This window comes from Pseudomonas sp. GD03862, from assembly GCF_029840855.1.
Taxonomy (GTDB): Bacteria; Pseudomonadota; Gammaproteobacteria; order Pseudomonadales; family Pseudomonadaceae; genus Aquipseudomonas; species Aquipseudomonas alloputida.
In genome coordinates, this window is record NZ_JAOCDI010000003.1 from 145,598 (window position 1) to 170,151 (window position 24,554).

Consider the following 24,554-nt stretch of genomic DNA (forward strand, 5'->3'; position numbering starts at 1 on the left):
GTGTGTACAGCATATCGATGCGGCAACCCGGCGCCTGTGGGAGCGGGCGTCCCCGATAAAACATCAGGCAGATGGCTGGCGTGCGGCCTTTTCATCATGCCCGGAAAGCCCGAAGCGGCGTTCCAGTTCATCCAGCACGGCTTGCGGATGCTGGCCCAGCGCGCTGAGCATCACCAGGCTATGAAACCACAGGTCGGCGGTTTCGTAGATGACATCGCTGTAATCCTTGCTGATCTGGGCATCCTTGGCCGCAATGATCGTTTCGACCGACTCTTCGCCGAGTTTTTCAAGGATCTTGTTCAGGCCCTTGTGGTACAGGCTGGCCACGTAAGAGCTGTCAGGCGCCGCTTGCTTGCGTTCTTCAAGCACTTCGGCCAGGCGGTTGAGGGTGTCGCTCATGTCAGTGTCCTGCGCTGTAGATAGCATCCGGGTCCTTCAGAACCGGGTCGACGATTTTCCACTGGCCGTCTTCAAAGACGCGGTAGAAGCAGCTTTCACGACCGGTATGGCAGGCGATATGGCCCAGTTGCTCGACCATCAGGATGATCACGTCGGCGTCACAGTCCAGGCGCAACTCATGCAGTTTTTGCACATGCCCGGACTCCTCGCCTTTACGCCACAGCTTGCCACGCGAACGCGACCAGTAGATGGCACGCTGCTCGGCGGCGGTCAGGGCCAGCGATTCACGGTTCATCCAGGCCATCATCAGCACGCGTCCGGTCTTGTGGTCCTGGGCGATCGCCGGTACCAGGCCATCGCTGTTCCACTTGATCTCGTCCAGCCAGTCTTTCATCGTCGACTCCAAAGCGGGCCCGCTCCTGTGCCGGGCCCTTTGCGCTAGTGTGCCAGCCACAGGCGCGGCTGGCTATTGGCGCACGATCAGGTAAAGGCCCGCAGCCAGCATCAGCCAGGCGGGCCAGGCGGCCGGGGCGGCCAGGCTGGCGGTTTCGGCAGCGCCTGCGGCCAAGACTGCGCCACCGCCAAGCAGGCCGGCACCCAGCAGGCGCAGCGCCCAACGGTCGCCCTGGCGGCGCCGTTCCGGCAATTGTGGATCGTGCAGGTGAGGCTGCGACAGGCGTTCGAGCAGGTCGCGGGTCATGCCGGCCAGGTGCGGCAGTTGCTCTACCTGGCTGTGCAGGTTGCCGAATACGGCCTTGGGGCTATAGCGGTCGCGCATCCAGCGTTCGAGGTACGGCTTGGCGGTGCTCCACAGGTCCAGGTCGGGGTACAGCTGACGGCCCAGGCCTTCGATGTTGAGCAGGGTTTTCTGCAGCAATACCAGCTGTGGCTGCACTTCCATGTTGAAGCGCCGTGCAGTCTGGAACAGGCGCATCAGTACCTGCCCGAAGGAAATATCTTTTAACGGTTTCTCGAAGATCGGCTCGCACACGGTGCGAATCGCTGCTTCGAACTCGTTGACCTTGGTGTTTGCCGGCACCCAGCCCGAGTCGATGTGCAACTGGGCGACGCGGCGGTAGTCACGCTTGAAGAACGCAAACAGGTTGCGCGCCAGGTAGTCCTGGTCCTCGGCGGTGAGGCTGCCGACGATGCCGCAGTCGATGGCAATGTACTGCGGGCTCCACGGTTTGACCGTGCTGACGAAGATGTTGCCGGGGTGCATGTCGGCATGGAAGAAGCTGTCGCGGAATACCTGGGTGAAGAACACTTCCACGCCGCGCTCGGCCAGCAGCTTCATGTCGGTGCGCTGGTCGGCCAGGGTGGCCATGTCGGTCACCGGTACGCCGTAGATGCGCTCCATCACCAGCACCTTGGGGCGGCACAGGTCCCAGTACACCTGGGGCACGTACATCAGCTCGGAGTCTTCGAAGTTGCGCCGCAGCTGGCTGGCGTTGGCAGCCTCGCGCAGCAGGTCGAGCTCGTCGTAGATGGTTTTTTCGTAGTCGCCGACGATTTCCACCGGGTGCAGGCGACGGGCATCCGCCGAGGCGCGTTCGGCGGCCTTGGCGATCAGGAACAGCCAGGCCAGGTCCTGGGCGATGACCGGCTTCAGGCCCGGGCGCACCACCTTGACCACCACCTCTTCGCCAGTTTTAAGGCGCGCAGCGTGCACCTGGGCCACCGAGGCCGAGGCCAGTGGCTCGACGTCGAAGCGGCTGAACACCTCGCCGACCTTCGCACCGAGCTGTTCCTCGATCAAGGCCACGGCTTTTTTCGGGTCGAACGGTGGCACACGGTCCTGCAACAGCATCAACTCGTCGGCGATGTCGGGGGGCAGGAGATCGCGGCGGGTGGACAGCAGTTGGCCGAACTTGATGAAGATCGGCCCCAGGTCCTGCAGTGCCAGGCGCAGGCGCGCGCCACGGCTGAGTTCGGTGGGCTTGCGTGGCAGCCAGCGCCACGGCATCAACAGGCGCAGGCTGGCCAGCCACCAGGGCAGCAAGGGTTGGTCGAACAGCAGGTCATCGAGGCGGTAGCGGATCACCACACGCTGGATGCAAAAAAGACGTCGGACGGCGAGCAGCTTCATGCGTTATCGCTGGTATCAAGGGATCGGGACAGGCGCCTGAGGCGCGCTTCGAGGCGTTCTGTATCAAGCTTCAAGGCATCGAGCTCGCTGAAGGCGGCTTCGGCCTCGCGCTTGCCGACCAGGGTACGGGATTCTTCGGCCAGGTATTCGGACAGGTTCTGGCTGAAACGTGCCAGGCCTTGGCGAGTCCAGCGAGCGCGCAGGCGGATATGGCCGGCCAGCATTGCCGTGGCGACCGGGCCAAGCCAGCGTTGCAGCTCGTGCTCCCAGTCCAGCTCCAGGTCCTGCAGCACACCGAACAGGTCGAGCAGTACGGCGCTGTCGCCGTGCAGTTCGACCTGCGGGCTGTGCAGCACGGCGGTCTTGTCCTTGGCCAGGGCCAGTTGCGCCAGGCTACCGGCGGGGGCGCGCAGGCTGCAGTCGACCTCACCCTGCCAATGGGCGGCGAGCATCAGGCCCTCCTCATCGGGCAGGATGAACACCTGCAGGGCCGGTTGGCGGCAGTCGATCTCGATGACCTTGCCTTCCAGCGCGGCCAGCCGCGGCAGGGCCGTGCTGTCCAGGCGCAGGACGCGGTTCAGGCCATGTTCGACGCTGGCGAGCAGCCCGGCCAGCAACATCAGGGCTTGATCCCCCGGTGCACGGCAACGATGCCGCTGGTCATGTTGTGGTAGGTGACGCGGTCGAAGCCGGCCTCGACCATCATGCTCTTCAGGGTTTCCTGGTCCGGGTGCATGCGGATCGACTCGGCGAGGTAACGGTAGCTCTCGGCGTCATTGGTGATCAGCTTGCCAGCCAGCGGCATGAAGGCGAACGAGTAGGCGTCGTAGGCCTTGGACATCAGCTTGTTGGTCGGCTTGGAGAACTCCAGGATCAACAAGCGGCCACCGGGCTTGAGCACGCGCAGCATCGAACGGATGGCGGCGTCCTTGTGGGTGACGTTGCGCAGGCCGAAAGCGATGGTCACGCAGTCGAAGTGGTTGTCCGGGAACGGCAGCTTTTCAGCGTCGGCCTGGACGAACTCGATGTTGCCGGCCACGCCACGGTCAAGCAGCCGGTCACGGCCAACCTTGAGCATCGAATCGTTGATGTCGGCCAGCACCACTTGCCCGGTCGGCCCGACAAGACGCGAGAACTTGGCCGCCAGGTCACCGGTACCGCCGGCGATGTCCAGCACGCGGTTGCCGCTGCGCACGCCCGACAGCTCGATGGTAAAGCGCTTCCACAGGCGGTGCATGCCGCCGGAAAGCACGTCGTTCATCAGGTCGTACTTGGCTGCTACCGAGTGGAACACTTCGGCGACTTTCTTCGCTTTCTGGCTTTCAGGCACGTCCTGGTAGCCGAAATGGGTGGTGGGTTCGGCGTGGTCGCCTTTGCGCTGGTCGTTCATATCGCTTCACCGGAAAAAATTACCGCCATTCTAGGGCGAACGGGCGGATTTGTCTTGGCGGGGTGTGCCAGTCGGCAGGGGCGGGCATAATGCTCATTATGTCTACATCTTCAGGAACGCCCGCATGACCCAGATCAGCGTCGAACGCAAACACTCCCTCGGCCGTGATGCCGCCCGCGCCAAGGCCGAAGCGCTGGTCGACAAGCTCAGCCGTGAGTACGACCTCAAGGCCACCTGGAACGGTGACCGCGTGGACGTTGCGCGCAGTGGCGCCAATGGCAGTGTGCACATTGGCGACGACAGCATCCGTGTCGAATTGAAGCTGGGCATGATGCTGTCGATGATGAGCGGCACCATCAAGGGTGAGATCGAGCGGGCGCTGGACAAGGCCCTGGCCTGAGCCAGAGCCGCTCTCAGATTACTGCGGCGCGTCCGCCGGAAAGGGAATGATGCCAATCACCTGCTCCAGGCGCAGATCGCCGCGGTAGATCGCGATGCGCTCGCGTGCGTCTGCGGCCTGCTCGAGCATGGCCTTTCGGCCCCTTACGCCTGCATCCCAGAATTTGAGGTGGCCCTTGACGAAGTCATGCCCCCTCGCTTCGAGGCTGGGGTAGTGAAAATGCGCCTCCCACAATACCCGCTGTGGCGCTTGCACATCGCGAATCTCGTAGACGTCGAGGTAATCATTGGCGTGACGTAGCTGCCGGCGAATCACGGTCTGCCTGATCCGAATTCGCTTCTGCTCAGCCAGGAAGCGAAGGGCCTTGCCGTCGGGATGGCGGGTGTTCAGATACGCGTCGGTGAGCAGCCGAAGCCTTTCGTGATGGACGCGCTCTACCGCTGCCCGAAGGAGGTCGACCAAGCTGGAATCCAGTGGATTGTTCAGCTCGGTCAGTTGCTGCTGCACTTCGCGCATGTCACCTGCAGGCCATTCCAGAAAGTCGGCCAGGCTGTTGGGCTCATCGGCATAGTGCGCGGCGAAGGCGATTTTCCCATCCACCTCTGCCAGCAGGCGGCTTGCGCGCTGGCGCAGCTGTGCCCGGTCGTGCTGGGCCGGCCGCGCTTGCTCAGGCACGGCATGCCACACCCCGTCGCGTTGCGCGAAACTGCCCGCAGGCTCCTGGTTGAATGCACTGCGCTGGATGGCCCGATTGCCCATTTGGTCGATTTCCACCAGCAGCGGTCGACCTCGGTCAACACGGATGACCCGGCGCCTGATCGTTGCGGGGCGATGGTAGGGCGTTGGCGAGGGGGGACTGATGCCGCTGTCGAGGTTGGTCAGGGTCGCGCTCAGTTGCTGCTCCGTGATCTGGGTAATGCTGGACAGTTCGCGTATGTATTCGTCCAGCACGTCAGCGACCAGCGCAGGCGAGTCCAGTGTCCTCATGTATTGGGCGCGATCCAGCACGGTACGGTATTTCTGAAGGATATCCTCAAGCAGTTCGGCTTTGACCTGGGCCGTCTCTTCGGTGGCTGCCAGCCCGTCGTGGCTCCATATTGTGCGGCTGAATTCGATGCCGCTGAGCGGCGCGCGCATCGCAAGCAAATCCTCGGCCGTGTCCGCAGTGAGGCGGGTCTTGTCCACGGCGAGGTAGGCCAGGTCACTGAGCAGCTGGGCCCGAATGACCAGTGTCGAATACGTCCTGCGTTCAATGGTCTTGGCTAGTTTCGTGGCTTTATTGGGAAAATCGATCTTGGGGTCCTGCAGTGTTTCCGCCAGGATCCGATCCAGCCGCTGACTGACGACAAGCAGGCGGCGGCTGGCCTGGCTGGAATCGCGGACCCGTTCGCGATAATCGAGGTATTGCTGTATCTGCTCGGCAGTCTCTGGAACGCGGGGCAGCCCGATGGACTGTGCGCTCAGCGCCTGGTGGTCGACCTGCTCCAGCAAGCGGCGGCACAGCAGCATGTCGTTTTCGATGGCTGCACCGTACCAATTGCCGTATCGGCGTCGGTTCGGGGCTCGGGTGTCGAATTTGCTGAACCTGGGTTCGGCCATCTCCTTGAATACTCCGATGTTTCCATGCAGCAGCGTGCTCTGCCGTTCCAGGTAGAGCGCGGATGCCCGGATTTCCGGCAAATGGCGCAGGCGTTGGGCTTTGAGTCCTTGCCTCTGAACCTGCAATGCTGGCGGCGGTGAAGCGCGCTCATGTGCAGGCAGTGCGTCGATAGCCATGCTGTACTCCAGAGCGAGGTCGTCATAAGCCTGCAGTTGCACTTGGCTGCGTTCCATCAGTGGCGCCATCTGATTAAGCATTTGTTGATTCGCCGTGGCGGTTGCACTCAACGTGTCGAACCGTTGGCGGTTTTCAGCGTTGATGGTGTGCCTGTCCTTTGGCATGCCGCCAAAGAGGCTCACGTTCAAAGTCCATTGTTCATGCCAGCGCGTAAGCCATGGCCCTTTTTGCCGTTCACGACCCACGATGTGATAACCGTCCGGGTCGCCATTCCATTGCGACACCCATTCGCTGCTGCTCGGCTCGGGCCCGATGATCTGCATGCCGTTCCAGGTCTCGATGACCTCATAGGCGTCATCGCCGAGCTTGACGTAGTACCGGCCGGCGATGCTGTACAGCCCCCGCAGACGGCCCTTAGCCAGTGGCACGTGCCCTTCCAGCGGCTGCGAAGCCTGCAATTGGGCCATTGACTGACGCACCTGGGGCGACAGCTTGCTCAGGCTCTGCTCCTCACGCCAGGCATTTACCCGCATGATCCTGGGCTGCGGCGGCTCGACGGGGGCCTGCCAGGGTTTCTCCTGTGGCTGCTCGACCGCTGGCGGCGGGGAATCCTCCTTCGGCGCAGGGCCTGAAAAACGGAGCGTAGCGGCCTCTTCGCTGTTGGTGGGTGGCGTTGCAGGGCGGTGGGCAAGGAGCAAGGCCAGGTTGGTGATCAGGTCTATGGCTGCGACGATCTTGTTGTCACCGCTGCGCTTGATCAGCGCCTCCACGTCTTCCTTGGCTGCCGACAGCGCCACCACCAGCCACACCAGCGTGGTCATCGGGCCATGCCAAAGTTGGGTGACGGTATTGAAGATCGCCCAGGTAGCCTCCTTCACCAAAGCCCGCACTTCCTGGGCATTGGAGACGCTGTTGCTGGCTGAGGCCAATAACATGGTGTCGATGCGGGCGTTGAACAGGTGGGTGTCCAGATCATCCGTCCAGGCTTGGAACGAGGCCTGAACCGGGCGTCTTAGGCGTTGCAAAAGACTGTCCAGCAGCTCGACCGGCACATTGAGCAGGTGCGTCAGCTTGGTCATGTTCGGGTGCAGGTGCGGGTGCTTGAACCCGTCGTTCTGGTAAGTCGGACGCGCGTCATCCTCGAGCCAGGCCAGTACGCTCTCTTGCAGTTCGCCCCTGCTGCGGATTGCGTCCATCAGCAATTCGAGGTTCGGAAATTCCTGCAACGCTCTGTCGGCATAGAAGGGGCGGTACAAGACCCAGCTGCCGCTTGCCGGTATTTCGATGATGAACATCCCGTGCGCCACATCGCTTGCCGAAGCGCCAGGCGCGCAAAGGAACGCCAGGGGGGCGATGCGCAGAAGGTCCACGCCATTGTCCATGCCCTGGCAGAACCTGAGCATTGCCTGGCTTGCCGCTTCGCCAAGCTGTCGCTCGATCTTGGCCTTCAGCGTGCTGAACCGAAGGGCGTAACGCCATTCCCTGGCATGCTGGCGGATTCGCTCGGCTCTGCGCGGCTGGGTGTTGACTTGGTCCTTCAGGTAGGAGGGGTAGTGGCCGCCGATGTCGACCTGATGAATCAGGCCCCTGATCTGGTCGATGCTCAGCCAGTCGGTCACAGGCGAGCCGTCCTCGAAGTTCATCCCGCTCATCACCTCGCCAGCCTCCAGCCGCAGGCGTGAAATCGCCAGGTCGGTCAGGGAAACCGAGTACAAGAACAGTGACTGCCCTTGTGTAGCGGCGCCGATGATGGCCTGGGAAATGCGGATGCGCACCTTGTTCGGGTCGTGTACCGCCTTGTCTGGGTAGCTGGTCTGCAGGGTCTCACGCAAGCGGCGAGCGGCGTAATCACGGATATCTTCAACATCGCCCAGCGATGTGCGACCCTTCGACCGACCTTGGTTCGCCGCCAGATCGAGCAGTGCAGTGTGATAGGCGTAGCGGTCATCAGCGCTGGCATTGAGCAGCCATCGCGGTGGGCTGACAGCGGGTGCAGTTTGTTCCTGCGAAGGCAGGTCGAAGAAGTAAGCTGACGGGTCGCTCACCTGGCGCAGTTGTCGCTCCAGTTCGTCGACGGTTGCCAGGCCACCAAGACGCAGGCGTCCGATGTCGTCAAGGATATCGTTCAGCAGCTGCCTGGCCTGGAAGGCGAAAGGGCGTCCGATCACCGGTGTGTGCGCCCAGGACAACGCTTCGAAGCGATAGCGTTGCGCTAGCTGCCGTTGCAGCGCGGTGGCAAAGCTGGGCAGGTCGACATGGCGGTGAACCGAACCGCAGGGTTTGCATTGCAGAACCAGGTTGCGGGTGCCACTTGTGGTGATGAGCAACAGATCCGGTAGGGTGACGGTGCGTGCCTCGCCATCCGTTCCGAGCGTGACTTGTATCGCCTCGACAGCCAGGCTGTCGAACACCCCGTCGAGCAGGGCGTACATTGCAGCTTTTTCATCATCTGCCAGGCCTTGGCCAGGGAGGTTCTCGAGCAAGGCGGCCTTGATGGTGTGTTCCAGCCAGAGCATGCGCGAGACTTGGCTGTCTTCGTCGAGCCCGTTCCAGAAGCCGATCTGGGCTTGCTGGAAGGCGGGTATCAACGCACCAAGCACTGTATCGAAGTCATCGTTGAGCTTCGTCAGGTCCGGGATGATTTCGGGTTGGCGGAGGTTGTCCGAGCCTTGCTCCTGAATTTGAAACACATGGGGTGGGCTGATGCTCAGCTTGTCTGCGGCGCTTAGTTGCACACGTTCCTTGGCCAGAAAATGCCTGAGAAGCTCGTCCGGCAGCCCGCTCTGACGTGGGAGATCACCTGTACTGGCCGGTGCATGCAAGATGACGAAAGGATCGAGCGATGTGATGTGAGGGTGGTTGCGGTGCAACCATGGATACCGGTCGCTGAAAGTCTGGAATGCTTCTTTTGATAAAACGTCCCGCAGGCTGGGTCGTTTGGAGAAACAGGCTGCCACGCTTTGCTTGAACGTCAGCCTGGGTGGGTTTGCTACAGCAGTCATGGCGTCGATGTCCGTGAGGTGAAGCCTGCGACGCTAGCGCTATGGTCAACGGGGCTTGCGGTATATAGATGCGACAACGACGACCTTAGGGTGAGGTTTCTAATTTTCTTCCCTACCTTAATGCTCAAGCCCAGCCTCCATGGGCGGTTTTCCACCACTCATGAGCATGAGGTACACAGCATGGCCAAAGTGATTGTGAAGAAAAAAGACGAAGCCCTGGGCACGCTTGGCGAGGTGCGCGGCTATGCGCGCAAGATCTGGCTGGCCGGTATCGGCGCCTACGCCCGCGTCGGTCAGGAAGGCTCTGACTACTTCAAAGAGCTGGTCAGGGCGGGTGAAAGTGTCGAGACGCGCGGCAAGAAGCGCATCGACAAAGAGCTCGATGCCGCCAACCACCAGCTTGACGAAGTCGGTGAAGAAGTGAGCCGCGTACGCGGCAAGGTAGAAATTCAACTCGACAAGATCGAAAAAGCTTTCGACGCACGGGTCGGTCGCGCCTTGAATCGCCTGGGTATTCCGTCTAAACATGACGTTGAGGCGTTGTCGATCAAGCTTGAACAGTTGCATGAGCTGCTTGAGCGCGTCGCGCACAAACCATAAGGAGAGCAGGATGGCTGGCAAGAAGAACACCGAAAAAGAAGGCAGCTCCTGGGTCGGCGGGATCGAGAAATACTCCCGCAAGATCTGGCTGGCGGGGCTGGGTATCTATTCGAAGATCGACCAGGACGGCCCGAAGCTGTTCGACTCGCTGGTGAAGGATGGCGAGAAGGCCGAGAAGCAGGCGAAAAAGACGGCTGAAGATGTTGCCGAGACTGCCAAGTCTTCGACCACTTCGCGGGTGTCAGGCGTGAAGGACCGTGCGCTGGGCAAGTGGAGCGAACTTGAAGAAGCCTTCGACAAGCGCCTTAACAGCGCCATCTCGCGCCTTGGCGTGCCGAGCCGCAACGAGATCAAGGCACTGCACCAGCAGGTGGACAGCCTGACCAAGCAGATCGAGAAGCTGACCGGTGCTTCGGTTACGCCGATTTCGTCGCGCGCTGCAGCAACCAAGCCGGCTGCAAGCAAGGCTGCGGCCAAGCCACTGGCCAAGGCAGCAGCCAAGCCTGCGGCGAAAACGGCGGCGGCCAAACCTGCTGGCAAAACCGCAGCGGCCAAACCCGCAGCCAAAACCGCAGCGGAAAAACCTGCCGCCAAGCCCGCGGCAGCCAAGCCTGCGGCGAAGCCGGCAGCGGCCAAGAAACCTGCGGTGAAGAAGGCGGCGGCCAAACCAGCAGCCGACAAGCCGGCGGCCCCAGCGGCCAGCGCTGCGCCTGCTGCGACCACAGCACCGGCACCTGCCGCCACCTCGGCCGGCAGCACGCCATCGGCAGCGACCGGCACCGGTACCCTGATCTGATACCGCGTCGCTTTCTTCGCGGGCTCGCCCGCTCCCACAGGTACAGCGCAGATCCGAACATCAGCGCAGACCCTGTGGGAGCGGGCATGCCCGCGAAGGCCCCACCACGGATCTGCTCGGCCTACCCCTCCAGGTACTTCACTGCCAGCTGCTCCGCCGCCGCCCGGGCCTGGGCCTGCAGATGCGGCGCCACCAGCATCATCACCTGATACACCACGATCCCCACATCCCCCTCGCGCCCCAGCACACGCTGGTAATCCAGCGAGAACATCAGCGTCAGTGTGATCTGCTCGACCAGTTGCCCCAGCGCCTGGGTATCACTCTCTACCAGCCCCTGGCTCTTGAGGCTGGCCAACAGCGCCGCCAGCGTGCGTTTGATTGCATTGATCAGGCTGCGCATGCCTCGGGCGAGCTTGGGCAGGCGACCGGTCAGGTTGGACAGGTCCTGGAACAGGAAGCGGTACTGAGCCATGCGCTCGACGATCAAGTGCAGAAACAGCCAGTAATCCTCTGCGTCCAGCCGCACCTCCAGCGGCGGGTCCAGCAACGGCATCAACGCTTCCTCAAAACGCTCGAACAAGCCCAGTACCAAGGGCTCCTTGCCATGGAAGTGGTAGTACAGGTTGCCTGGGCTGATGCCGAGTTCGTTGGCAATTTCCAGGGTGGATACGTTGGGTTCGCCCTGCTGGTTGAACAGTTGCAGGGCGCATTCAAGGATACGGTCGCGGGTTTTCATCCAGTCAGCAGCTCATCGGGTCAGCACGTAGGTGCCTGGCGCGGGGCCCAGCGGTGGATAAGTGGCGTTGCCCAGTTCAGTGCGCGGCGCCTTGAGCAGGCCGGAGCGGGCGGTGATCCACTCCAGCCACAATGGCCACCAGCTGCCTTCGCTGCGCTTGGCGTCGTGGAACCAGGCGCGTGGGTCGCTGCTCAGCTTGGGGTTGGCCAGGTAGTAGGCCTTGGGGTTGCCTGGCGGGTTGATGATGCTCTGGATATGCCCGCTGTTGGCCAGCACGAAGCGCCGCTCGCCACCCAGCAGCAAGGCCGAGCGGTACACCGCATCCCATGGTGTGATGTGGTCGTTGCTGCCGGCCACGGTAAAGCTGTCGATATTGACCTGCTGCAGGTCGATCGGCGTACCGCACACCTCCAGCCCGGACGCGTAGGTCAAGGGGTTGAGCTTGAAAAACTCCAGCAGGTCGCCATGCAGCGCGGCGGGCAGGCGCGTGCTGTCGGCATTCCAGTACAGGATGTCGAACGCCGGCGGTGTCTTGCCGAGCAGGTAGTTGTTGACCCAGTAATTCCAGATCAGGTCGTTGGGCCGCATCCAGGCGAAGATCCGCGCCACTTCGCCACCGTCCAGCACGCCACGCTGATAGGAGCGTCGCTTGGCCGCTTCGATGGTCTGCTCATCGGCGAACAGGCTGGCCGGGCTTTCGAACTTGCTGTCCAGCAAGCTGACCAGATACGTGGCACTGCGCACCCGGCGCAATTGCTTCTTGGCTTGCAGATGGCCTTGCAGTGCGGCCATGGTCAGGCCGCCGGCACAGGCGCCCATCAGGTTGGGGTCGCGGTTGCCGCTGATACTGCGGCAGGCATTGAGCGCTTCCTCCAGGGCTTGCACGTAGCTGGAAAGGCCCCATTCACGGTGGCGTGGGTCGGGGTTGCGCCAGCTGATCATGAACACCTGCAAGCCGCTTTTGAGCATGTACTGGACGAAGCTGTTGGTGGCGCTGAGGTCGAAGATGTAGAACTTGTTGATCTGAGGCGGTACGACCAGCAGTGGGCGTGCGTGCTGCTTTTCGCTCATCGGCGAGTACTGGATCAGCTCCAGCAGCTCGTTGCGAAATACCACTGCGCCAGGGGTTGCGGCCAGGTTAACTCCCACTTCGAAGGCGCGCTCGTCCACCTGACGCGGCAGCCCATCGTTGTGACGCAGGTCGTCGAGCAGGTGGGCCACGCCGCGCACCAGGCTCTGGCCGCCGGTGTTGAACAGCTCCTTGACCGCCAACGGATTGAGCAGTGAGTTGCTGGGCGCCAGCGCATCGTTGATCAGGTTGAACAGGAAGTGGGCGCGGGCTCGATCATCGTCGTTCAAATGGCTTTCATCGATCCACTGGCGTGTCTGCTTCTGCCAGGCCAGATAGGCCTGCAGGCCGCGGCGATAGAACGGGTTCTGGCTCCAGGTCGGGTCACTGAAGCGTGCGTCACGCGGGTTCGGCTGGTAGGGCGTGTCCCCCAGCATTACCCGCCCCAACTGCCCGCCAAGCGCCAGCAGATGATGCGCGGTATGCAGCGGGTGGCGCAGGCCGTGGCGGCCGACGTTGCGCAGCGTGGAAAGCAGGTCGCGGCCGCGCAGGCCGAGGATGGCGTTCTGCACGTTCATGCGGGTGGCGGGGAGCGTTGTCGATCCTTTGGCCGGTTTGTCTGTCATGGCAACACTCCCTCGTCTGATCCATTTCCCCTGTCAGGCCGCAGCTGTTTCACCCCCCCGAGGCCGGACGGGGATGCATGACCGCACGCTGACGTTCTTCCTGCAGGAACTTCATGATGATCGGGGCGACGGCTTCGGCACGGGTGATCAGGAACAGATGGCCGTCGTCGATAATGTGTAGCTGGGCATTGGGAATCCGCCAGGCCAGCAGGCGCATGTTGATCAGCGGGATCAACGGGTCGTCGTCGCCAGCCAGTACCAGGGTGGGCTGCCGGATCTTGTGCAGCCAGTGGATGCTGGTCCAGCCCAGCCCGGCGAACAGCTGCCAGTAGTAGCCCAGCTTGCCGCCGGAGCGTACCTTGGCGGCATGGTGCATGGCCAGGTCGGGGTCACGTCGGAAGCCGCCGCCATAGATCATCGGCGCAATGCGGATGACATGCGATGGCTGCACGTAACGCCGGGGGCTGGCCATCATCCACAGCACCTTGGGCTTGCCTGGCACCATTACCGCACCGGCAGCGGTGGCGGCCAGCACCAGCTTCTTGCAGCGCTCGGGGTAATCGTGAGCAAACTGCTGGGCCAGGGCGCCGCCCCAGGACACGCCGATGACGTTGACCTGGCCGTAGTCGAGGTAGTCGAGCATCCGCGCGGTCAGCTTGGCCAGCCCAGGGAAGCGGTACGGGTTGCGTGGCGTAGACGAGCCGCCGACCCCGGGCACATCGAAGGCGATGACTTCCAGGTCCGGGTCAAGTGCATCGATGAACGGGAACACCAGCTCGAGGTTGGCGCCGATGCCGTTAAAGATCAGCAACGGCGTCAGGTGCGGCTTGCCGGGGCGAACAGCGGTGCGGATGGACTGGTTGTCCAGCTCGACGGTCCTGAAAATATAGGGTTGCGGCATGCACGTGACTCTTGGGTGAAGTAAACACCGTGGCGCCGTGCAGGCCGCCACGGCGCTGTAACTCAACGCTCGTGAACGTAGGTGCCTGGGGAGGCTTCGCCGGCGGCATAGGTACGGTTGCCCAGGCGGGTCGGTGCCTTTTTCAGCGCGCCGGCACGCTCGCCCAGCCAACTCTGCCAGTGCAACCACCAGGAGTCTGCATGCTTGATGGCATTTTCCTGCCAGGCCACCGGGTCACCCGGGCGATCGGCACCGGTCATGAAACGTGCCTTCGGGTTGCCCGGCGGGTTGAGGATGCTCTGGATATGCCCGCTGTTGGACAGTACGAATTCGATCTTGCCGCCGAACAGATGTGCCGAGCGGTAGCATGACGGCCATGGGGTGATGTGGTCGTTGGTGCCGGCGAGGCTGTAGATGTCGCATTTGACCTGTTTCAGGTCGATCGCGGTGCCGCACACTTCCAGGGCGTCGGGGCGGGTCAGCGGGTTGCTCTTGAACATTTCGATCAGGTCGCCGTGGAAGGCGGCCGGCAGGCGCGTGGTGTCGTTGTTCCAGAAAAGGATGTCGAACACGGGGGGCTCATTGCCGAGCAGGTAGTTGTTTACCCAGTAGTTCCAGATCAGGTCGTTGGGGCGCATCCAGGCGAACACCTTGGCCATTTCGCTGCCTTCCAGCACGCCCGCCTGATAGGAGTGGCGCTTGGCGGCCTCCAAGGTCTGCTCGTCGACAAACAATGCAACCTGGTTGTCCATGGTGGTGTCCAGCACGCTGACCAGCAGGGTCAGGGCGTTGACCTTGTTCTCGCCAATGGCGGCATAGTGGCCCACCAGTGCGGTACAGGTGATGCCACCGGAGCAGGCGCCGAGCATGTTCAGGTCCTTGCTGCCGGTAATCGACAGCACCGCGTCGACGGCTTCTTTCAGCGCATCGATGTAGGTGGACAGGCCCCATTCGCGCTGGGCCTTGGTCGGGTTGCGCCAGCTGATGATGAAGGTCTGCTGCTGCGAGCGCAGGCAGAAGCGCGCCAGGCTCTTTTCCGGGCTGAGGTCGAACACGTAGAACTTGTTGATCTGTGGCGGCACCACCAGCAGCGGACGGGCATGCACTTGTTCGGTGATGGGGCTGTACTGGATCAGTTCCAGCACATCGTTGCGGTACACCACCGCGCCTTCGCTGGTGCCCAGGTTCTTGCCCACTTCGAAGGCATCCATGTTCACCTGGCTGGGCATGCCGCCGTTGTTGACCATGTCCTTGGCCAGGTTGGACAGGCCATCGAGCAGGCTCTTGCCGCCGGTTTCGAAGAAGCGTTTGACCGCAGCCGGGTTGGACAGGGTATTGGTCGGCGCCATGGCCTCGGTCATCAGGTTGATGACGAACTGGCCGCGGCTGATGTCCTGGGGGGACAGGTCGCTGCTGCTCACCCAGTCCTGCAACTCCTTGCGCCAGGCCAGGTAGGTTTGCAGGTAGCGGCGGTACAGCGGGTTGTTGCTCCAGGCCGGGTCATTGAAGCGACGGTCGTCGCTGTCCGGGGCCAGGCTGGATTTGCCCAGCAACACGTTCTTCAGCTCCAGGCCAAAGTGAGCCACATGCTTGGCGCTGTGCAGCGGTTGGCGCACGGCCTGGCGCAGCACGGTGCGTGCCGAGCTCAACAGGTCCTTGCGGCGGATGCCGATGACCGGGTTCAGCCCCAGGGTGTTTTCCGAGGCCTGCCGCTGCAGCTCATCGTTGTTCTTGTTACTCATCTACGACGCTCCGTTGTCCTGAGACGAGTACCGGTTGCTGTGGCGGGTGCACAGCCCTGAGCCCGGTACTGCTACTCGGGTGACCAGTGATAAGGAACAGCGGTGCTGCGTGGGTTCTGCCGACCTGCAAAGTCATGCAGGGAACTTGCCACACCCATTGGTTACCCGACTTTCGTGTAATGCGCAAGACAGCCCTTCACTGGGCTGTCTGCAAGTCATTCAAACAGATGAATTTAGAAAATGCGCTCTAAACCCCGCAGGCCTTGCGCTAGAGCATGAGCTTGACCACAGATTCGGCTGGGTCGCGGGATTTGCCGGCCTTGTGCAACTCGTCGAGGTATTCCGCCCACAGTTGTTCCTGGCGCAGGCACAGTTGCTCAAGGTATTCCCAAGTGAACAAGCCGCTGTCATGGCCGTCGTCGAAGGTCAGTTTCAGTGCATATTGGCCGGCAGGTTCCAAGCCACTGAGGCCGACGTTGATCTTGCCGAACTGCAGGATGGGGTTGCCGTGGCCCTGGACCTCGGCGGAGGGAGAGTGCACGCGCAGGAATTCGGCGGGCAGGTGGTAGACCTCGCCGGGCGCGTAGGTGAGGCTGAGGGTCTTGGAGGCTTTGTGCAGGTTGATGGCGGTAGGCAGGCGGGCCATGGGCAGAATCTCTCGGGAGCTGATGAAGCACAGCTTCCAGCTTATGGGGGAGGGATTCAAGGGCCTCTTCGCGGGCAAGCCCGCCCCCGCACGGATCACCACAGGCCCAAGGGTTGTGGTGGCGCGTGCACGAGCGGGCTTGCCCGCGAAACTGTCGAAACCGGTCTTACAGAATGTAACGCGACAGGTCTTCGTTCTGTGCCAGCTCACCCAGGTGGCTGTTCACATACGCCGCGTCGATCTGGATCGGCGCTTCGTCATGGGTGCTGGCCAGGTCGCCCGCACTGAACGACACTTCTTCGAGCAAACGCTCGAGCAGGGTGTGCAGGCGGCGGGCACCGATGTTTTCGGTCTTCTCGTTGACCTGGTAGGCAATCTCGGCCAGGCGCTTGATGCCGTCGGCGAGGAACTCGATGTTCAGGCCTTCGGTCTTCAGCAATGCCTGGTACTGCTCGGTCAGCGACGCGTGCGGCTCCTGCAGGATGCGCTCGAAGTCTTCCGGGGTCAGTGCCTTCAGCTCGACACGAATCGGCAGACGGCCTTGCAGCTCGGGCACCAGGTCGCTCGGCTTGCTCAGGTGGAATGCACCCGAGGCAATGAACAGAATGTGGTCGGTCTTGACCATGCCCAGCTTGGTGTTGACGGTGCAGCCTTCGATCAGCGGCAGCAGGTCGCGCTGTACGCCTTCACGGGACACGTCGGCGCCGCCAACGTTGCCACGCTTGGCAACCTTGTCGATTTCGTCGATGAACACGATACCGTGCTGTTCGACTGCTTCCAGGGCCTTGGCCTTGAGCTCTTCCTCGTTGACCAGGCGGCTCGCTTCTTCATCGCGAACCATCTTCAGCGCTTCCTTCACCTTCAGCTTGCGCGCTTTGCGCTTGCCCTTGCCCATGTTGGCAAACAGGCTCTGCAGCTGGTTGGTCATTTCTTCCATGCCGGGCGGCGCAGCAATTTCGACACCGACGGCATCGGCCACTTCGATCTCGATTTCCTTGTCGTCCAGCTGGCCTTCGCGCAGGCGCTTGCGGAACAGCTGGCGGGTGTTGGAGTCGCTGCTGGTCTGTGCGGCTTCCTCGCTGAAGCTGGTGACGCGTGCCTGGGGCAGCAGGGCGTCGAGGATGCGGTCTTCGGCGGCGTCTTCGGCGCGGTGGCGCACGCGGATGATTTCCTGCTCGCGCAGCATCTTCAGCGCGGCATCGGCCAGGTCACGGATGATCGACTCGACGTCGCGGCCCACGTAGCCCACTTCGGTGAACTTGGTGGCCTCGACCTTGAGGAACGGCGCGTTGGCCAGTTTGGCCAGCCGGCGGGCGATTTCGGTCTTGCCGACGCCGGTAGGGCCGATCATCAGGATGTTCTTGGGGGTGACTTCGGCACGCAGCTCGGCAGGGAGCTGCATGCGCCGCCAGCGGTTGCGCAGGGCAATAGCCACGGCGCGCTTGGCGTCGTCCTGGCCGATGATGTGGCGGTTGAGTTCGTGGACGATCTCGCGGGGGGTCATGGACATGATCAATACGGTCCTTGGGCAGGTGAGTCAGCGTGGAAAAGCCCCTTCACCGGGAAGGGGCGCCAGAACAGCTGAATCAGTCGGCCAGGTCCTGCTCCTCGATGGTCAGGTTGTGGTTGGTGAACACGCAGATGTCGCCGGCGATGTTCAGGGCGGTCTCGGCGATTTCGCGGGCCGAGAGGTCGGTCTTGTTCAGCAGGGCACGGGCTGCGGCCTGGGCATAGGCGCCGCCGGAACCCATGGCGATCAGGCCATCTTCGGGTTCGACCACGTCACCGTTGCCGGTGATGATCAGGGATGCATCCTTGTTGGCCACGGCCAGCATGGCTTCCAGGCGGCTCAGGGAGCGGTCGGTACGCCATTCCTTGGCCAGCTCGACGGCGGCGCGTACCAGGTGGCCCTGGTGTTTTTCCAGCTGACCTTCAAAGCGCTCGAACAGGGTGAAGGCGTCGGCAGTGGCGCCGGCGAAGCCCGCGATGACCTGGCCGTGGTACAGGCGGCGCACCTTCTTGGCGTTGCCTTTCATCACGGTGTTGCCGAGGGATACCTGGCCGTCGCCGCCCATGACGACTTTGCCGTTACGGCGGACAGAAACGATTGTGGTCAAGGGGAGAGTCTCCACGCAGCGGGGCGAAAGTGCCTGATGCAGACTCATATGGGGGTGGGGGGAAGGATTTCAACCGGGGGGGATGAATGGTCGCGCTTGGCGGGGGGCTATGTGAAGGCATTCGCGGGCACGCCCGCTCCCACAGGGTTACCACATGCCTTGGAATTGTGGTGATCCTGTGGGAGCGGGCGTGCCCGCGAAGCATGGTACTCAGGCCTCGTGGCAGATGTGCCCATCGACCAAGGTATAACGCACCGCGCCCGGCAGGCAGTGGCCGATGAACGGGCAGTTCTCGCCACGGGAGAACCATTGTTCGCCAGCAACGGTGGACGCTTGCGGGTCGAACAGCACCAGGTCGGCCGCGCCACCCACTTTCAGTTCCCCAGCCGGCAGGCGCAGGGCGGCAGCCGGGCCGCTGCTCAGGCGGGCCAGCAAGGTTGGCAGGTCGAGCAGGCCGTCCTGCACCAGGGTCATGGCCAGTGGCAGCAGCAACTCGACGCTGCTGATACCCGGCTCGGTGGCGCCGAACGGGGCCAGCTTGGCATCGCGCTCGTGCGGCTGGTGATGGCTGGAGATGGCCTGGATCACCCCCGACTTCACCGCCTCGCGCAACCCGTCACGGTCGGCAGCGGTGCGCAGCGGCGGCTGCACGTGGTACAGGCTGGAGAACTCGCGCAGCGACTCGTCCGTGAGGATCAGCTGGTACAGCGCTACATCGGCGGTTACCGGCAGGCCCAAGGCCTGGGCCTGGGCGATCAGCCGCGCACCACGGGCGCTGGTGATCTGGCTGAAGTGCGCACGCACGCCGCTCTGTTCCACCAGCAGCAGGTTGCGCGCCAGGGCCACGGTTTCGGCGCTCTCCGGGATGCCCGGCAGGCCGAGGAAGCTGGCCATGGCACCTTCGTGGGCCAGGCCGCCCTGGGCCAGATCGCGGTCCTGGGAGTGGAACACCACCGTCAGGTCGAAGGTGGCGGCATACTCCAGGGCGCGGGCCAGGGTACGGTTGTTGGGGATTTCCTTCAGGCCGTTGCCAAACGCTACGCAACCGGTGTCACGCAGGGCCACCAGTTCGGCCAGTTGCTCGCCCTCCAGGCCCTTGGTCAGGGCGCCGACCGGGTAGACCTTGCTGTTGGCGGCTTCGCGGGCGCGGTCAAGGATAAGTTCGGCTACCGCCGAGGTGTCCAGCACCGGCTTGGTCTGTGGCGGGCAGCACAGGCTGGTGACACCGCCGGCAACGGCAGCGCGGGTTTCACTGGCGATGTTGCCTTTGCGGCTGTAACCCGGCTCGCGCAGGGACACGCCCAGGTCAACCAGACCGGGCGCAGCGACCAGGCCATCAGCCTGGATCGTGCGGCTGGCGCTGAAACCGGCCGGTGCGGCGCCGATGGCGACAATGCGGCCGCCGTCCAGGTGCAGGTCGGTGACCTGGTCCAGGCCGCTGTTGGGGTCGATGACCCGGGCGCCGAGAATACTGATGGTCACTGGGCGTTCTCCTGGTCCAATTGACGTTGCGCGTTCTGCCCGCTCATGGCCATGGACAGCACGGCCATGCGCACGGCGATGCCGTAGGTGACCTGGTTGAGGATCACCGAGTGCTTGCCATCGGCAACCGCCGACTCGATTTCCACGCCACGGTTGATCGGGCCCGGGTGCATGACGATGGCGTCAGGCTTGGCCCCGGCCAGGCGCGCGGTCGTCAGGCCGAACAGGCGGTAGAACTCACCTTCGCTGGGCAGCAGGCCACCGGCCATGCGCTCACGCTGCAGGCGCAGCATGATCACCACGTCGACGTCTTTCAGGCCTTCGGCGAGGTCGGTGTAGACCTTTACGCCGTACTGCTCGATACCGATCGGGATCAGGGTTTTCGGCCCGATCACGCGGATGTCCGGGCAACCCAGCGCTTTGAGCGCGAGCATGTCGGAACGGGCCACACGCGAGTGCAGGATGTCGCCGACGATAGCCACGGACAGGTTTTCGAAGCTGCCTTTGTGACGGCGGATGGTGAGCATGTCGAGCATGCCCTGGGTCGGGTGCGCGTGGCGGCCGTCACCGCCGTTGATCACGGCCACTTCCGGGCACACGTGCTCGGCGATGAAGTGCGCGGCGCCGGAGTCGGAGTGGCGTACGACGAACATGTCGGCGGCCATGGCTTCGAGGTTGCGCAGGGTGTCGAACAGGGTCTCGCCCTTGCTGGTCGAGGAGGTCGACACGTTCAGGCTGATCACGTCGGCCGACAGGCGCTGGGCTGCCAGTTCGAAGGTGGTACGGGTACGGGTCGAGTTCTCGAAGAACACGTTGCACACAGTCTTGCCGCGCAGCAACGGGACTTTTTTCACAGCCCGGGCACCGACTTCCAGGAAGGAGTCGGCGGTGTCGAGGATCTCGGTGAGCAGTTCGCGGGGCAAACCGTCAAGCGAGAGGAAGTGGCGCAGCTGGCCCTGATCATTGAGCTGCAGCGGGCGCTTGGCGTCGATTGGCGTCATCGCGGGGGACTCTTAAAGGGCGGAAGCGGAGGCGAGGTCCTGGCGCTCGAGGGCGAGCGGTGCGGGTCCGGTCAATTTTACCCGTTCATGGGCGGCCAGCGACAGGGTGGCGCCGAGCACGTTCGGGCGAATCGGCAGTTCGCCGGCATCCAGATCCAGCAGGCAGACCAGGGTGACGCTGGCCGGGCGGCCGTAATCGAACAGTTCGTTGAGCGCCGCGCGGATGGTACGACCGCTCATCAGCACGTCATCCACCAGCACCAGGTGCTGGCCTTCGACCTCGAACGGCAACTCGGACGGGCGCACTTGTGGGTGCAGGCCGTTCTGGCTGAAGTCGTCGCGGTAGAACGACACGTCCAGGGTGCCCATTGGGCTGGTGTCGCCCATGGCATCCTGCAGGGCCTGGGCAACCCAGACGCCGCCGGTGCGGATACCGATGTAACGGGGCTCGGTGATTGCCCGGCGCGCCAGGTGGGCACGAAGGTCGACAGCCATCTGCCGGATCAGCTCGGCGGGATTGGGTAGGCTCATTGCGGGCTCCTCGGAAGGGTGCGCCGGGTGGGCCCGGCGGCAAAGATGATCAGGTATTGGCCTCCAGCCAGCCTTGCAGCAACAAGGCGGCGGCAATGGCATCGACCGGGTTGTCGCGGTAGCTGCCACGCTGGCCGCCACGGGCCATGCGCTCGCCTTTGGCCTCGAAGGTGGTCAGGCGCTCGTCGTGCGTGTGCACGGGCAGGTTGAAGCGGCCGTTCAGGCGGCGGGCGAACTTTTCGGCGCGGGCGCTCATTTCGCTGGGTGTGCCGTCCATGTTCAGCGGCAGGCCTACGACAATGGCATCTGGCTTCCATTCGGCAATCAGCTTTTCCACCTGGGCCCAGTCCGGTACGCCGTTCTGCGCCTTCAGGGTGCACAGTTCGCGGGCCTGGCCGGTAATCACCTGGCCGACGGCCACGCCGATCTGTTTGCTGCCATAGTCGAAGCCCAGCAGCAGGCGTAGATCAGCCATCAGGCGTGGCCCGCCTGGCTGGTCAGCAGGTGCAGGTTGATCCCCAGGCTGGCGGCCGCAGCCTCAAGGCGCAGGTCGCTGGCCATGCCGAAGACGATTTCCGGGTCGAACGGGCAGTTCAGCCAGGCGTTGTCGGCCAGTTCCGCTTCCAGTTGGCCCGCTTCCCAACCGGCATAGCCCAGGGTGATCAGGCTCTGTTTCGGGCCCACACCGGCGGCGATAGCCAGCAATATGTCCTGTGACGTGGTCAGCGACAGCCCTTCCAGCGCCACGCTGGCCTGGAAACTGCACTCGCTGCTGTGCAGCACGAAGCCGCGGTCGGTTTGTACCGGGCCACCCTGGTAGATCGGCACCTGCAAGGTGCTGGCCGGCGGCGTTTCGTCCGGGCGCAGTTGCTCGAGGATGTCGGCCAGGCTCAGTTCCTGTGGTCGGTTGACCACCAGGCCCATGGCGCCATGCTCATTGTGCTCGACGATATACGTGAGGGTCTGGGCAAAGTTCGGATCGGCCATGTGCGGCATGGCGATCAGGAACTGGTGCTTGAGGTAGCTGGGTGCGAGGGTTTTCATGGGGGATAGTGTGGCGCCAGGTGGCGAGACTGACAAGGTGGGCTTTGTGTCGCTTTTGCCGGCCCCTTCGCGGGCATGCCCGCTCCCGCCGATACTCCACAGGCTTCAGCGCCGGTGAGCAACCTGTGGGAGCGGGCGCGCCCGCGAAGAGGCCGGCACAGGCAGAAAATCAGTTACTGGACAAACGGTCCCCACGGGCAAAGCGCCAGGTGCGGATGATCTCCAGCCGGTCGAACTCGGCCAGATCCCCGGTAAACGGTGCAAACGGCGCGGCCAGCCGCACGATGCGTTGCGCCGCCTGGTCCAGCACGGGCTGCCCGGATGATTCCAGTACCAGCACCTCGTACAGCGAGCCATCGCGGTTGATCGACACCATCATGCGCAAGTTGCCGTAGATCTGCTGTCGGCGTGCTTCGTCGGGGTAGTTGAGGTTACCCACGCGCTCGACCTTCTTGCGCCACTCTTCCTTGTACCAGGCGCCCTTGTCGCGCATGGTCGACGCGGCGTTCAGGCGATGGATGCGCGGGCGCTTGGCGTACATCTGCTGCTCGTTGGACAGCTCCGCCTCCAGGCTGGCGATCTGGCTGGACAGCTGCGAGCTGTCGAAGTCCGGTGCCGGTGCGGCTGGCTTGGGCTGCGCCTTGCTTTCCTTGGGTTTGGGCTCGACCTTGTGCGGCTTGGGCGCCGTCGTCACCACTGCCGACTTTTTCGGGGGAGGGGGTGGGACCACCTCTGGCCTGGCCGCAGGCGGTGGGGTGATCTTGTTGATCTTGCTGTCCTGGAACGGCGCCAGCTCGGTGGTCTTGGGCACCGCTTTCTTGTCCAGGGTGCCGCTGCCTTGCTGGTTGTCCTGGGCCTGGAAGTCAGCCTTCTCGGGCGGTTTCTCGCTCTTGAAGGTGGCCAGGGTGATGTCCATGGTGTGGCGGATTTCGGCAGGCTTGACCACGGTGAAGCCGACGCCAAGGATCAGCGCCAGGTGCACCAGCGCAGCCAGGAACAGGGTGAAGCCAAGCCGGTCCGCAGGGCGAACACGGGGAGGCAGCAGGTCGGCAGGGACGTCAGCGGGGTGCGTCATCAGGTATCCAGCAACCGCAGGGCGGGGCAGCAGCTCAGTCGAATAGGACCGGCATCATACCCCACTCTACGGCTTTACTTCGCGTTGGCTGTCAGCGTGCCTTTAGCTTGCGATCAATGGCATCCATCAGCTTGCCACCGATATCGGTGTTGTAGGCGGCATCGATTTCGCGGATACAGGTGGGGCTGGTGACGTTGATTTCGGTGAGGTAGTCGCCGATCACGTCCAGGCCAACGAACAGCAGGCCCTTCTCGCGCAGCGTCGGGCCGACCTGAGCGGCGATCCAGCGGTCGCGCTCGGTCAGTGGGCGGGCTTCGCCACGCCCGCCCGCGGCCAGGTTGCCACGGGTTTCGCCGCTGGCCGGAATGCGTGCCAGGCAATAGTCCACTGGCTCGCCATCGATCATCAGGATGCGCTTGTCGCCGTCCTTGATTGCCGGCAGGTAGGCCTGCGCCATGATCTGCTGGGTGCCCAGTGCGGTCAGGGTTTCCAGGATCACCGACAGGTTGGGGTCGCCAGCCCGGTGACGGAAGATCGACGTACCGCCCATGCCATCCAGTGGCTTGAGGATTACGTCGGCATGCTTGGCGGTGAATTCGCGAATGATGTCCGGGCGGCGGCTGACCAGGGTCGGGGTGGTGCATTGCGGGAACAGCGTGGCGAACATCTTCTCGTTGCAGTCGCGCAGGCTTTGCGGGCGGTTTACCACCAGTACGCCGTCGTTCTCGGCTTGTTCCAGCAGGTAAGTGCTGTAGACGAACTCCATGTCGAAGGGCGGGTCCTTGCGCATCAGGATCACGTCCAGCTCGGCCAGCGGGCTGTCCTGCTCCTCGCCCAGTTCGAACCAGCGTTCAGGGTCGGCAAACACCTTCAGCGGGCGCATGCGGGCGCGGGCCTTGCCTTCACCCTGATACAGGTCTTGCTGTTTCATGTAGAACAGGCTCCAGCCGCGTGCCTGGGCGGCCAGCAGCATGGCCAGCGAGCTGTCCTTCTTGTAGGAGATGGACGCGATGGGGTCCATCACAATGCCGAGGCGAACGCTCATGGGGGGTCCTCTTGGCGGCAGGTGGCCGCGGTGGATCGAAAGAAAAGTGGCTCAGGGTGGCGCCGCGAACGCCGACGGTCAAGGGG

General features: G+C 63.3%; 23 protein-coding genes. 3 read left to right on the forward strand and 20 right to left on the reverse strand.

Going from position 1 to position 24,554, the window contains the following annotated elements:
• Positions 1-63 precede the first annotated feature (63 nt).
• From N5D53_RS03490 to ubiE, 5 genes are all read right to left on the reverse strand, one after another.
• On the reverse strand, positions 64-399 hold the full coding sequence (locus N5D53_RS03490) for a phosphoribosyl-ATP diphosphatase (RefSeq protein WP_003249283.1): 336 nt from the start codon (positions 397-399) through the stop codon (positions 64-66).
• A gap of 1 nt (position 400) precedes the next feature.
• Positions 401-793, reverse strand: a complete 393-nt coding sequence (hisI, locus tag N5D53_RS03495; protein ID WP_064490835.1) for a phosphoribosyl-AMP cyclohydrolase — start codon at positions 791-793, stop codon at positions 401-403.
• A gap of 72 nt (positions 794-865) precedes the next feature.
• Complete coding sequence (ubiB, locus tag N5D53_RS03500; RefSeq protein WP_279839885.1) at positions 866-2,488, reverse strand: ubiquinone biosynthesis regulatory protein kinase UbiB; 1,623 nt, start codon at positions 2,486-2,488, stop codon at positions 866-868.
• Positions 2,485-3,108 (reverse strand): SCP2 sterol-binding domain-containing protein, encoded by a 624-nt coding sequence (locus N5D53_RS03505; RefSeq protein WP_104886966.1) that lies wholly within the window; start codon positions 3,106-3,108, stop codon positions 2,485-2,487. Before N5D53_RS03505 ends, ubiB begins: the two co-directional genes overlap by 4 nt.
• A complete protein-coding gene (ubiE, locus tag N5D53_RS03510) occupies positions 3,108-3,878 on the reverse strand; it encodes a bifunctional demethylmenaquinone methyltransferase/2-methoxy-6-polyprenyl-1,4-benzoquinol methylase UbiE (RefSeq protein WP_004576729.1) in 771 nt (256 codons plus the stop codon). The genes N5D53_RS03505 and ubiE overlap by 1 nt, the downstream gene beginning before the upstream one ends.
• A gap of 124 nt (positions 3,879-4,002) precedes the next feature.
• On the opposite strand from ubiE, the gene N5D53_RS03515 reads away from it, so the two are divergent.
• A complete protein-coding gene (locus tag N5D53_RS03515) occupies positions 4,003-4,278 on the forward strand; it encodes a polyhydroxyalkanoic acid system family protein (RefSeq protein WP_003249289.1) in 276 nt (91 codons plus the stop codon).
• Positions 4,279-4,296: 18 nt separating this feature from the next.
• Here the strand turns inward: N5D53_RS03515 and N5D53_RS03520 are convergent, their stop codons facing one another.
• The gene (locus tag N5D53_RS03520) at positions 4,297-8,790 is read right to left on the reverse strand and encodes a hypothetical protein (RefSeq protein ID WP_324256256.1); all 4,494 of its coding nucleotides are present in this window, start codon (positions 8,788-8,790) and stop codon (positions 4,297-4,299) included.
• A 447-nt stretch (positions 8,791-9,237) separates the two neighbouring features.
• On the opposite strand from N5D53_RS03520, the gene N5D53_RS03525 reads away from it, so the two are divergent.
• Both N5D53_RS03525 and N5D53_RS03530 read left to right on the forward strand, forming a co-directional pair.
• Positions 9,238-9,657, forward strand: coding sequence for a phasin family protein (locus tag N5D53_RS03525; RefSeq protein WP_020191651.1), 420 nt, complete (start codon positions 9,238-9,240; stop codon positions 9,655-9,657).
• Positions 9,658-9,667: 10 nt separating this feature from the next.
• Positions 9,668-10,453 carry a phasin family protein gene (locus N5D53_RS03530; RefSeq protein WP_190869878.1) on the forward strand — a complete coding sequence of 262 codons (786 nt, stop codon included), beginning with the start codon at positions 9,668-9,670 and terminating at the stop codon, positions 10,451-10,453.
• 121 nt (positions 10,454-10,574) lie between these two features.
• Here the strand turns inward: N5D53_RS03530 and N5D53_RS03535 are convergent, their stop codons facing one another.
• From N5D53_RS03535 to gshB, 14 genes are all read right to left on the reverse strand, one after another.
• Entirely contained in the window at positions 10,575-11,189 is a 615-nt protein-coding gene (locus N5D53_RS03535) for a TetR/AcrR family transcriptional regulator (RefSeq protein WP_010955569.1), read from the reverse strand.
• A gap of 12 nt (positions 11,190-11,201) precedes the next feature.
• Positions 11,202-12,884, reverse strand: a complete 1,683-nt coding sequence (gene phaC, locus N5D53_RS03540) for a class II poly(R)-hydroxyalkanoic acid synthase (RefSeq protein WP_104962687.1) — start codon at positions 12,882-12,884, stop codon at positions 11,202-11,204.
• Between the two features lie 49 nt (positions 12,885-12,933).
• The gene (gene phaZ / locus N5D53_RS03545) at positions 12,934-13,785 is read right to left on the reverse strand and encodes a poly(3-hydroxyalkanoate) depolymerase (RefSeq protein WP_010955567.1); all 852 of its coding nucleotides are present in this window, start codon (positions 13,783-13,785) and stop codon (positions 12,934-12,936) included.
• A 62-nt stretch (positions 13,786-13,847) separates the two neighbouring features.
• Positions 13,848-15,527 carry a class II poly(R)-hydroxyalkanoic acid synthase gene (gene phaC / locus N5D53_RS03550; protein ID WP_010955566.1) on the reverse strand — a complete coding sequence of 560 codons (1,680 nt, stop codon included), beginning with the start codon at positions 15,525-15,527 and terminating at the stop codon, positions 13,848-13,850.
• Between the two features lie 268 nt (positions 15,528-15,795).
• On the reverse strand, positions 15,796-16,173 hold the full coding sequence (locus N5D53_RS03555; RefSeq protein ID WP_003249306.1) for a DUF971 domain-containing protein: 378 nt from the start codon (positions 16,171-16,173) through the stop codon (positions 15,796-15,798).
• A 166-nt stretch (positions 16,174-16,339) separates the two neighbouring features.
• Positions 16,340-17,683 carry an ATP-dependent protease ATPase subunit HslU gene (hslU, locus tag N5D53_RS03560; RefSeq protein ID WP_003249308.1) on the reverse strand — a complete coding sequence of 448 codons (1,344 nt, stop codon included), beginning with the start codon at positions 17,681-17,683 and terminating at the stop codon, positions 16,340-16,342.
• 76 nt (positions 17,684-17,759) lie between these two features.
• A complete protein-coding gene (gene hslV, locus N5D53_RS03565; RefSeq protein ID WP_003249309.1) occupies positions 17,760-18,290 on the reverse strand; it encodes an ATP-dependent protease subunit HslV in 531 nt (176 codons plus the stop codon).
• Positions 18,291-18,500: 210 nt separating this feature from the next.
• On the reverse strand, positions 18,501-19,772 hold the full coding sequence (locus tag N5D53_RS03570) for a dihydroorotase (RefSeq protein WP_010955564.1): 1,272 nt from the start codon (positions 19,770-19,772) through the stop codon (positions 18,501-18,503).
• Positions 19,769-20,773: an aspartate carbamoyltransferase catalytic subunit gene (locus tag N5D53_RS03575; RefSeq protein ID WP_003249311.1), complete on the reverse strand. Its 1,005-nt coding sequence runs from the start codon at positions 20,771-20,773 to the stop codon at positions 19,769-19,771. The genes N5D53_RS03570 and N5D53_RS03575 overlap by 4 nt, the downstream gene beginning before the upstream one ends.
• A 12-nt stretch (positions 20,774-20,785) precedes the next feature.
• Complete coding sequence (pyrR, locus tag N5D53_RS03580; RefSeq protein WP_020191541.1) at positions 20,786-21,304, reverse strand: bifunctional pyr operon transcriptional regulator/uracil phosphoribosyltransferase PyrR; 519 nt, start codon at positions 21,302-21,304, stop codon at positions 20,786-20,788.
• Between the two features lie 49 nt (positions 21,305-21,353).
• Positions 21,354-21,782 carry a Holliday junction resolvase RuvX gene (ruvX, locus tag N5D53_RS03585; protein ID WP_164721830.1) on the reverse strand — a complete coding sequence of 143 codons (429 nt, stop codon included), beginning with the start codon at positions 21,780-21,782 and terminating at the stop codon, positions 21,354-21,356.
• A complete protein-coding gene (locus N5D53_RS03590; RefSeq protein ID WP_003249318.1) occupies positions 21,779-22,348 on the reverse strand; it encodes a YqgE/AlgH family protein in 570 nt (189 codons plus the stop codon). The genes ruvX and N5D53_RS03590 overlap by 4 nt, the downstream gene beginning before the upstream one ends.
• A 169-nt stretch (positions 22,349-22,517) precedes the next feature.
• Positions 22,518-23,423: an energy transducer TonB gene (locus N5D53_RS03595; RefSeq protein WP_014592660.1), complete on the reverse strand. Its 906-nt coding sequence runs from the start codon at positions 23,421-23,423 to the stop codon at positions 22,518-22,520.
• Positions 23,424-23,514: 91 nt separating this feature from the next.
• Entirely contained in the window at positions 23,515-24,468 is a 954-nt protein-coding gene (gshB, locus tag N5D53_RS03600) for a glutathione synthase (protein WP_279839899.1), read from the reverse strand.
• Positions 24,469-24,554: the final 86 nt, after the last annotated feature.

Coding starts and splice junctions, on each gene's coding strand:
- N5D53_RS03490 (WP_003249283.1), bottom strand. CDS start 399: ATGAGCGACACCCTCAACCGCCTGGCCGAAGTGCTTGAAGAACGCAAG.
- hisI (WP_064490835.1), bottom strand. CDS start 793: ATGAAAGACTGGCTGGACGAGATCAAGTGGAACAGCGATGGCCTGGTA.
- ubiB (WP_279839885.1), bottom strand. CDS start 2,488: ATGAAGCTGCTCGCCGTCCGACGTCTTTTTTGCATCCAGCGTGTGGTG.
- N5D53_RS03505 (WP_104886966.1), bottom strand. CDS start 3,108: ATGTTGCTGGCCGGGCTGCTCGCCAGCGTCGAACATGGCCTGAACCGC.
- ubiE (WP_004576729.1), bottom strand. CDS start 3,878: ATGAACGACCAGCGCAAAGGCGACCACGCCGAACCCACCACCCATTTC.
- N5D53_RS03515 (WP_003249289.1), top strand. CDS start 4,003: ATGACCCAGATCAGCGTCGAACGCAAACACTCCCTCGGCCGTGATGCC.
- N5D53_RS03525 (WP_020191651.1), top strand. CDS start 9,238: ATGGCCAAAGTGATTGTGAAGAAAAAAGACGAAGCCCTGGGCACGCTT.
- N5D53_RS03530 (WP_190869878.1), top strand. CDS start 9,668: ATGGCTGGCAAGAAGAACACCGAAAAAGAAGGCAGCTCCTGGGTCGGC.
- N5D53_RS03535 (WP_010955569.1), bottom strand. CDS start 11,189: ATGAAAACCCGCGACCGTATCCTTGAATGCGCCCTGCAACTGTTCAAC.
- phaC (WP_104962687.1), bottom strand. CDS start 12,884: ATGACAGACAAACCGGCCAAAGGATCGACAACGCTCCCCGCCACCCGC.
- phaZ (WP_010955567.1), bottom strand. CDS start 13,785: ATGCCGCAACCCTATATTTTCAGGACCGTCGAGCTGGACAACCAGTCC.
- phaC (WP_010955566.1), bottom strand. CDS start 15,527: ATGAGTAACAAGAACAACGATGAGCTGCAGCGGCAGGCCTCGGAAAAC.
- N5D53_RS03555 (WP_003249306.1), bottom strand. CDS start 16,173: ATGGCCCGCCTGCCTACCGCCATCAACCTGCACAAAGCCTCCAAGACC.
- hslU (WP_003249308.1), bottom strand. CDS start 17,683: ATGTCCATGACCCCCCGCGAGATCGTCCACGAACTCAACCGCCACATC.
- N5D53_RS03575 (WP_003249311.1), bottom strand. CDS start 20,773: ATGACGCCAATCGACGCCAAGCGCCCGCTGCAGCTCAATGATCAGGGC.
- pyrR (WP_020191541.1), bottom strand. CDS start 21,304: ATGAGCCTACCCAATCCCGCCGAGCTGATCCGGCAGATGGCTGTCGAC.
- N5D53_RS03590 (WP_003249318.1), bottom strand. CDS start 22,348: ATGAAAACCCTCGCACCCAGCTACCTCAAGCACCAGTTCCTGATCGCC.
- N5D53_RS03595 (WP_014592660.1), bottom strand. CDS start 23,423: ATGACGCACCCCGCTGACGTCCCTGCCGACCTGCTGCCTCCCCGTGTT.
- gshB (WP_279839899.1), bottom strand. CDS start 24,468: ATGAGCGTTCGCCTCGGCATTGTGATGGACCCCATCGCGTCCATCTCC.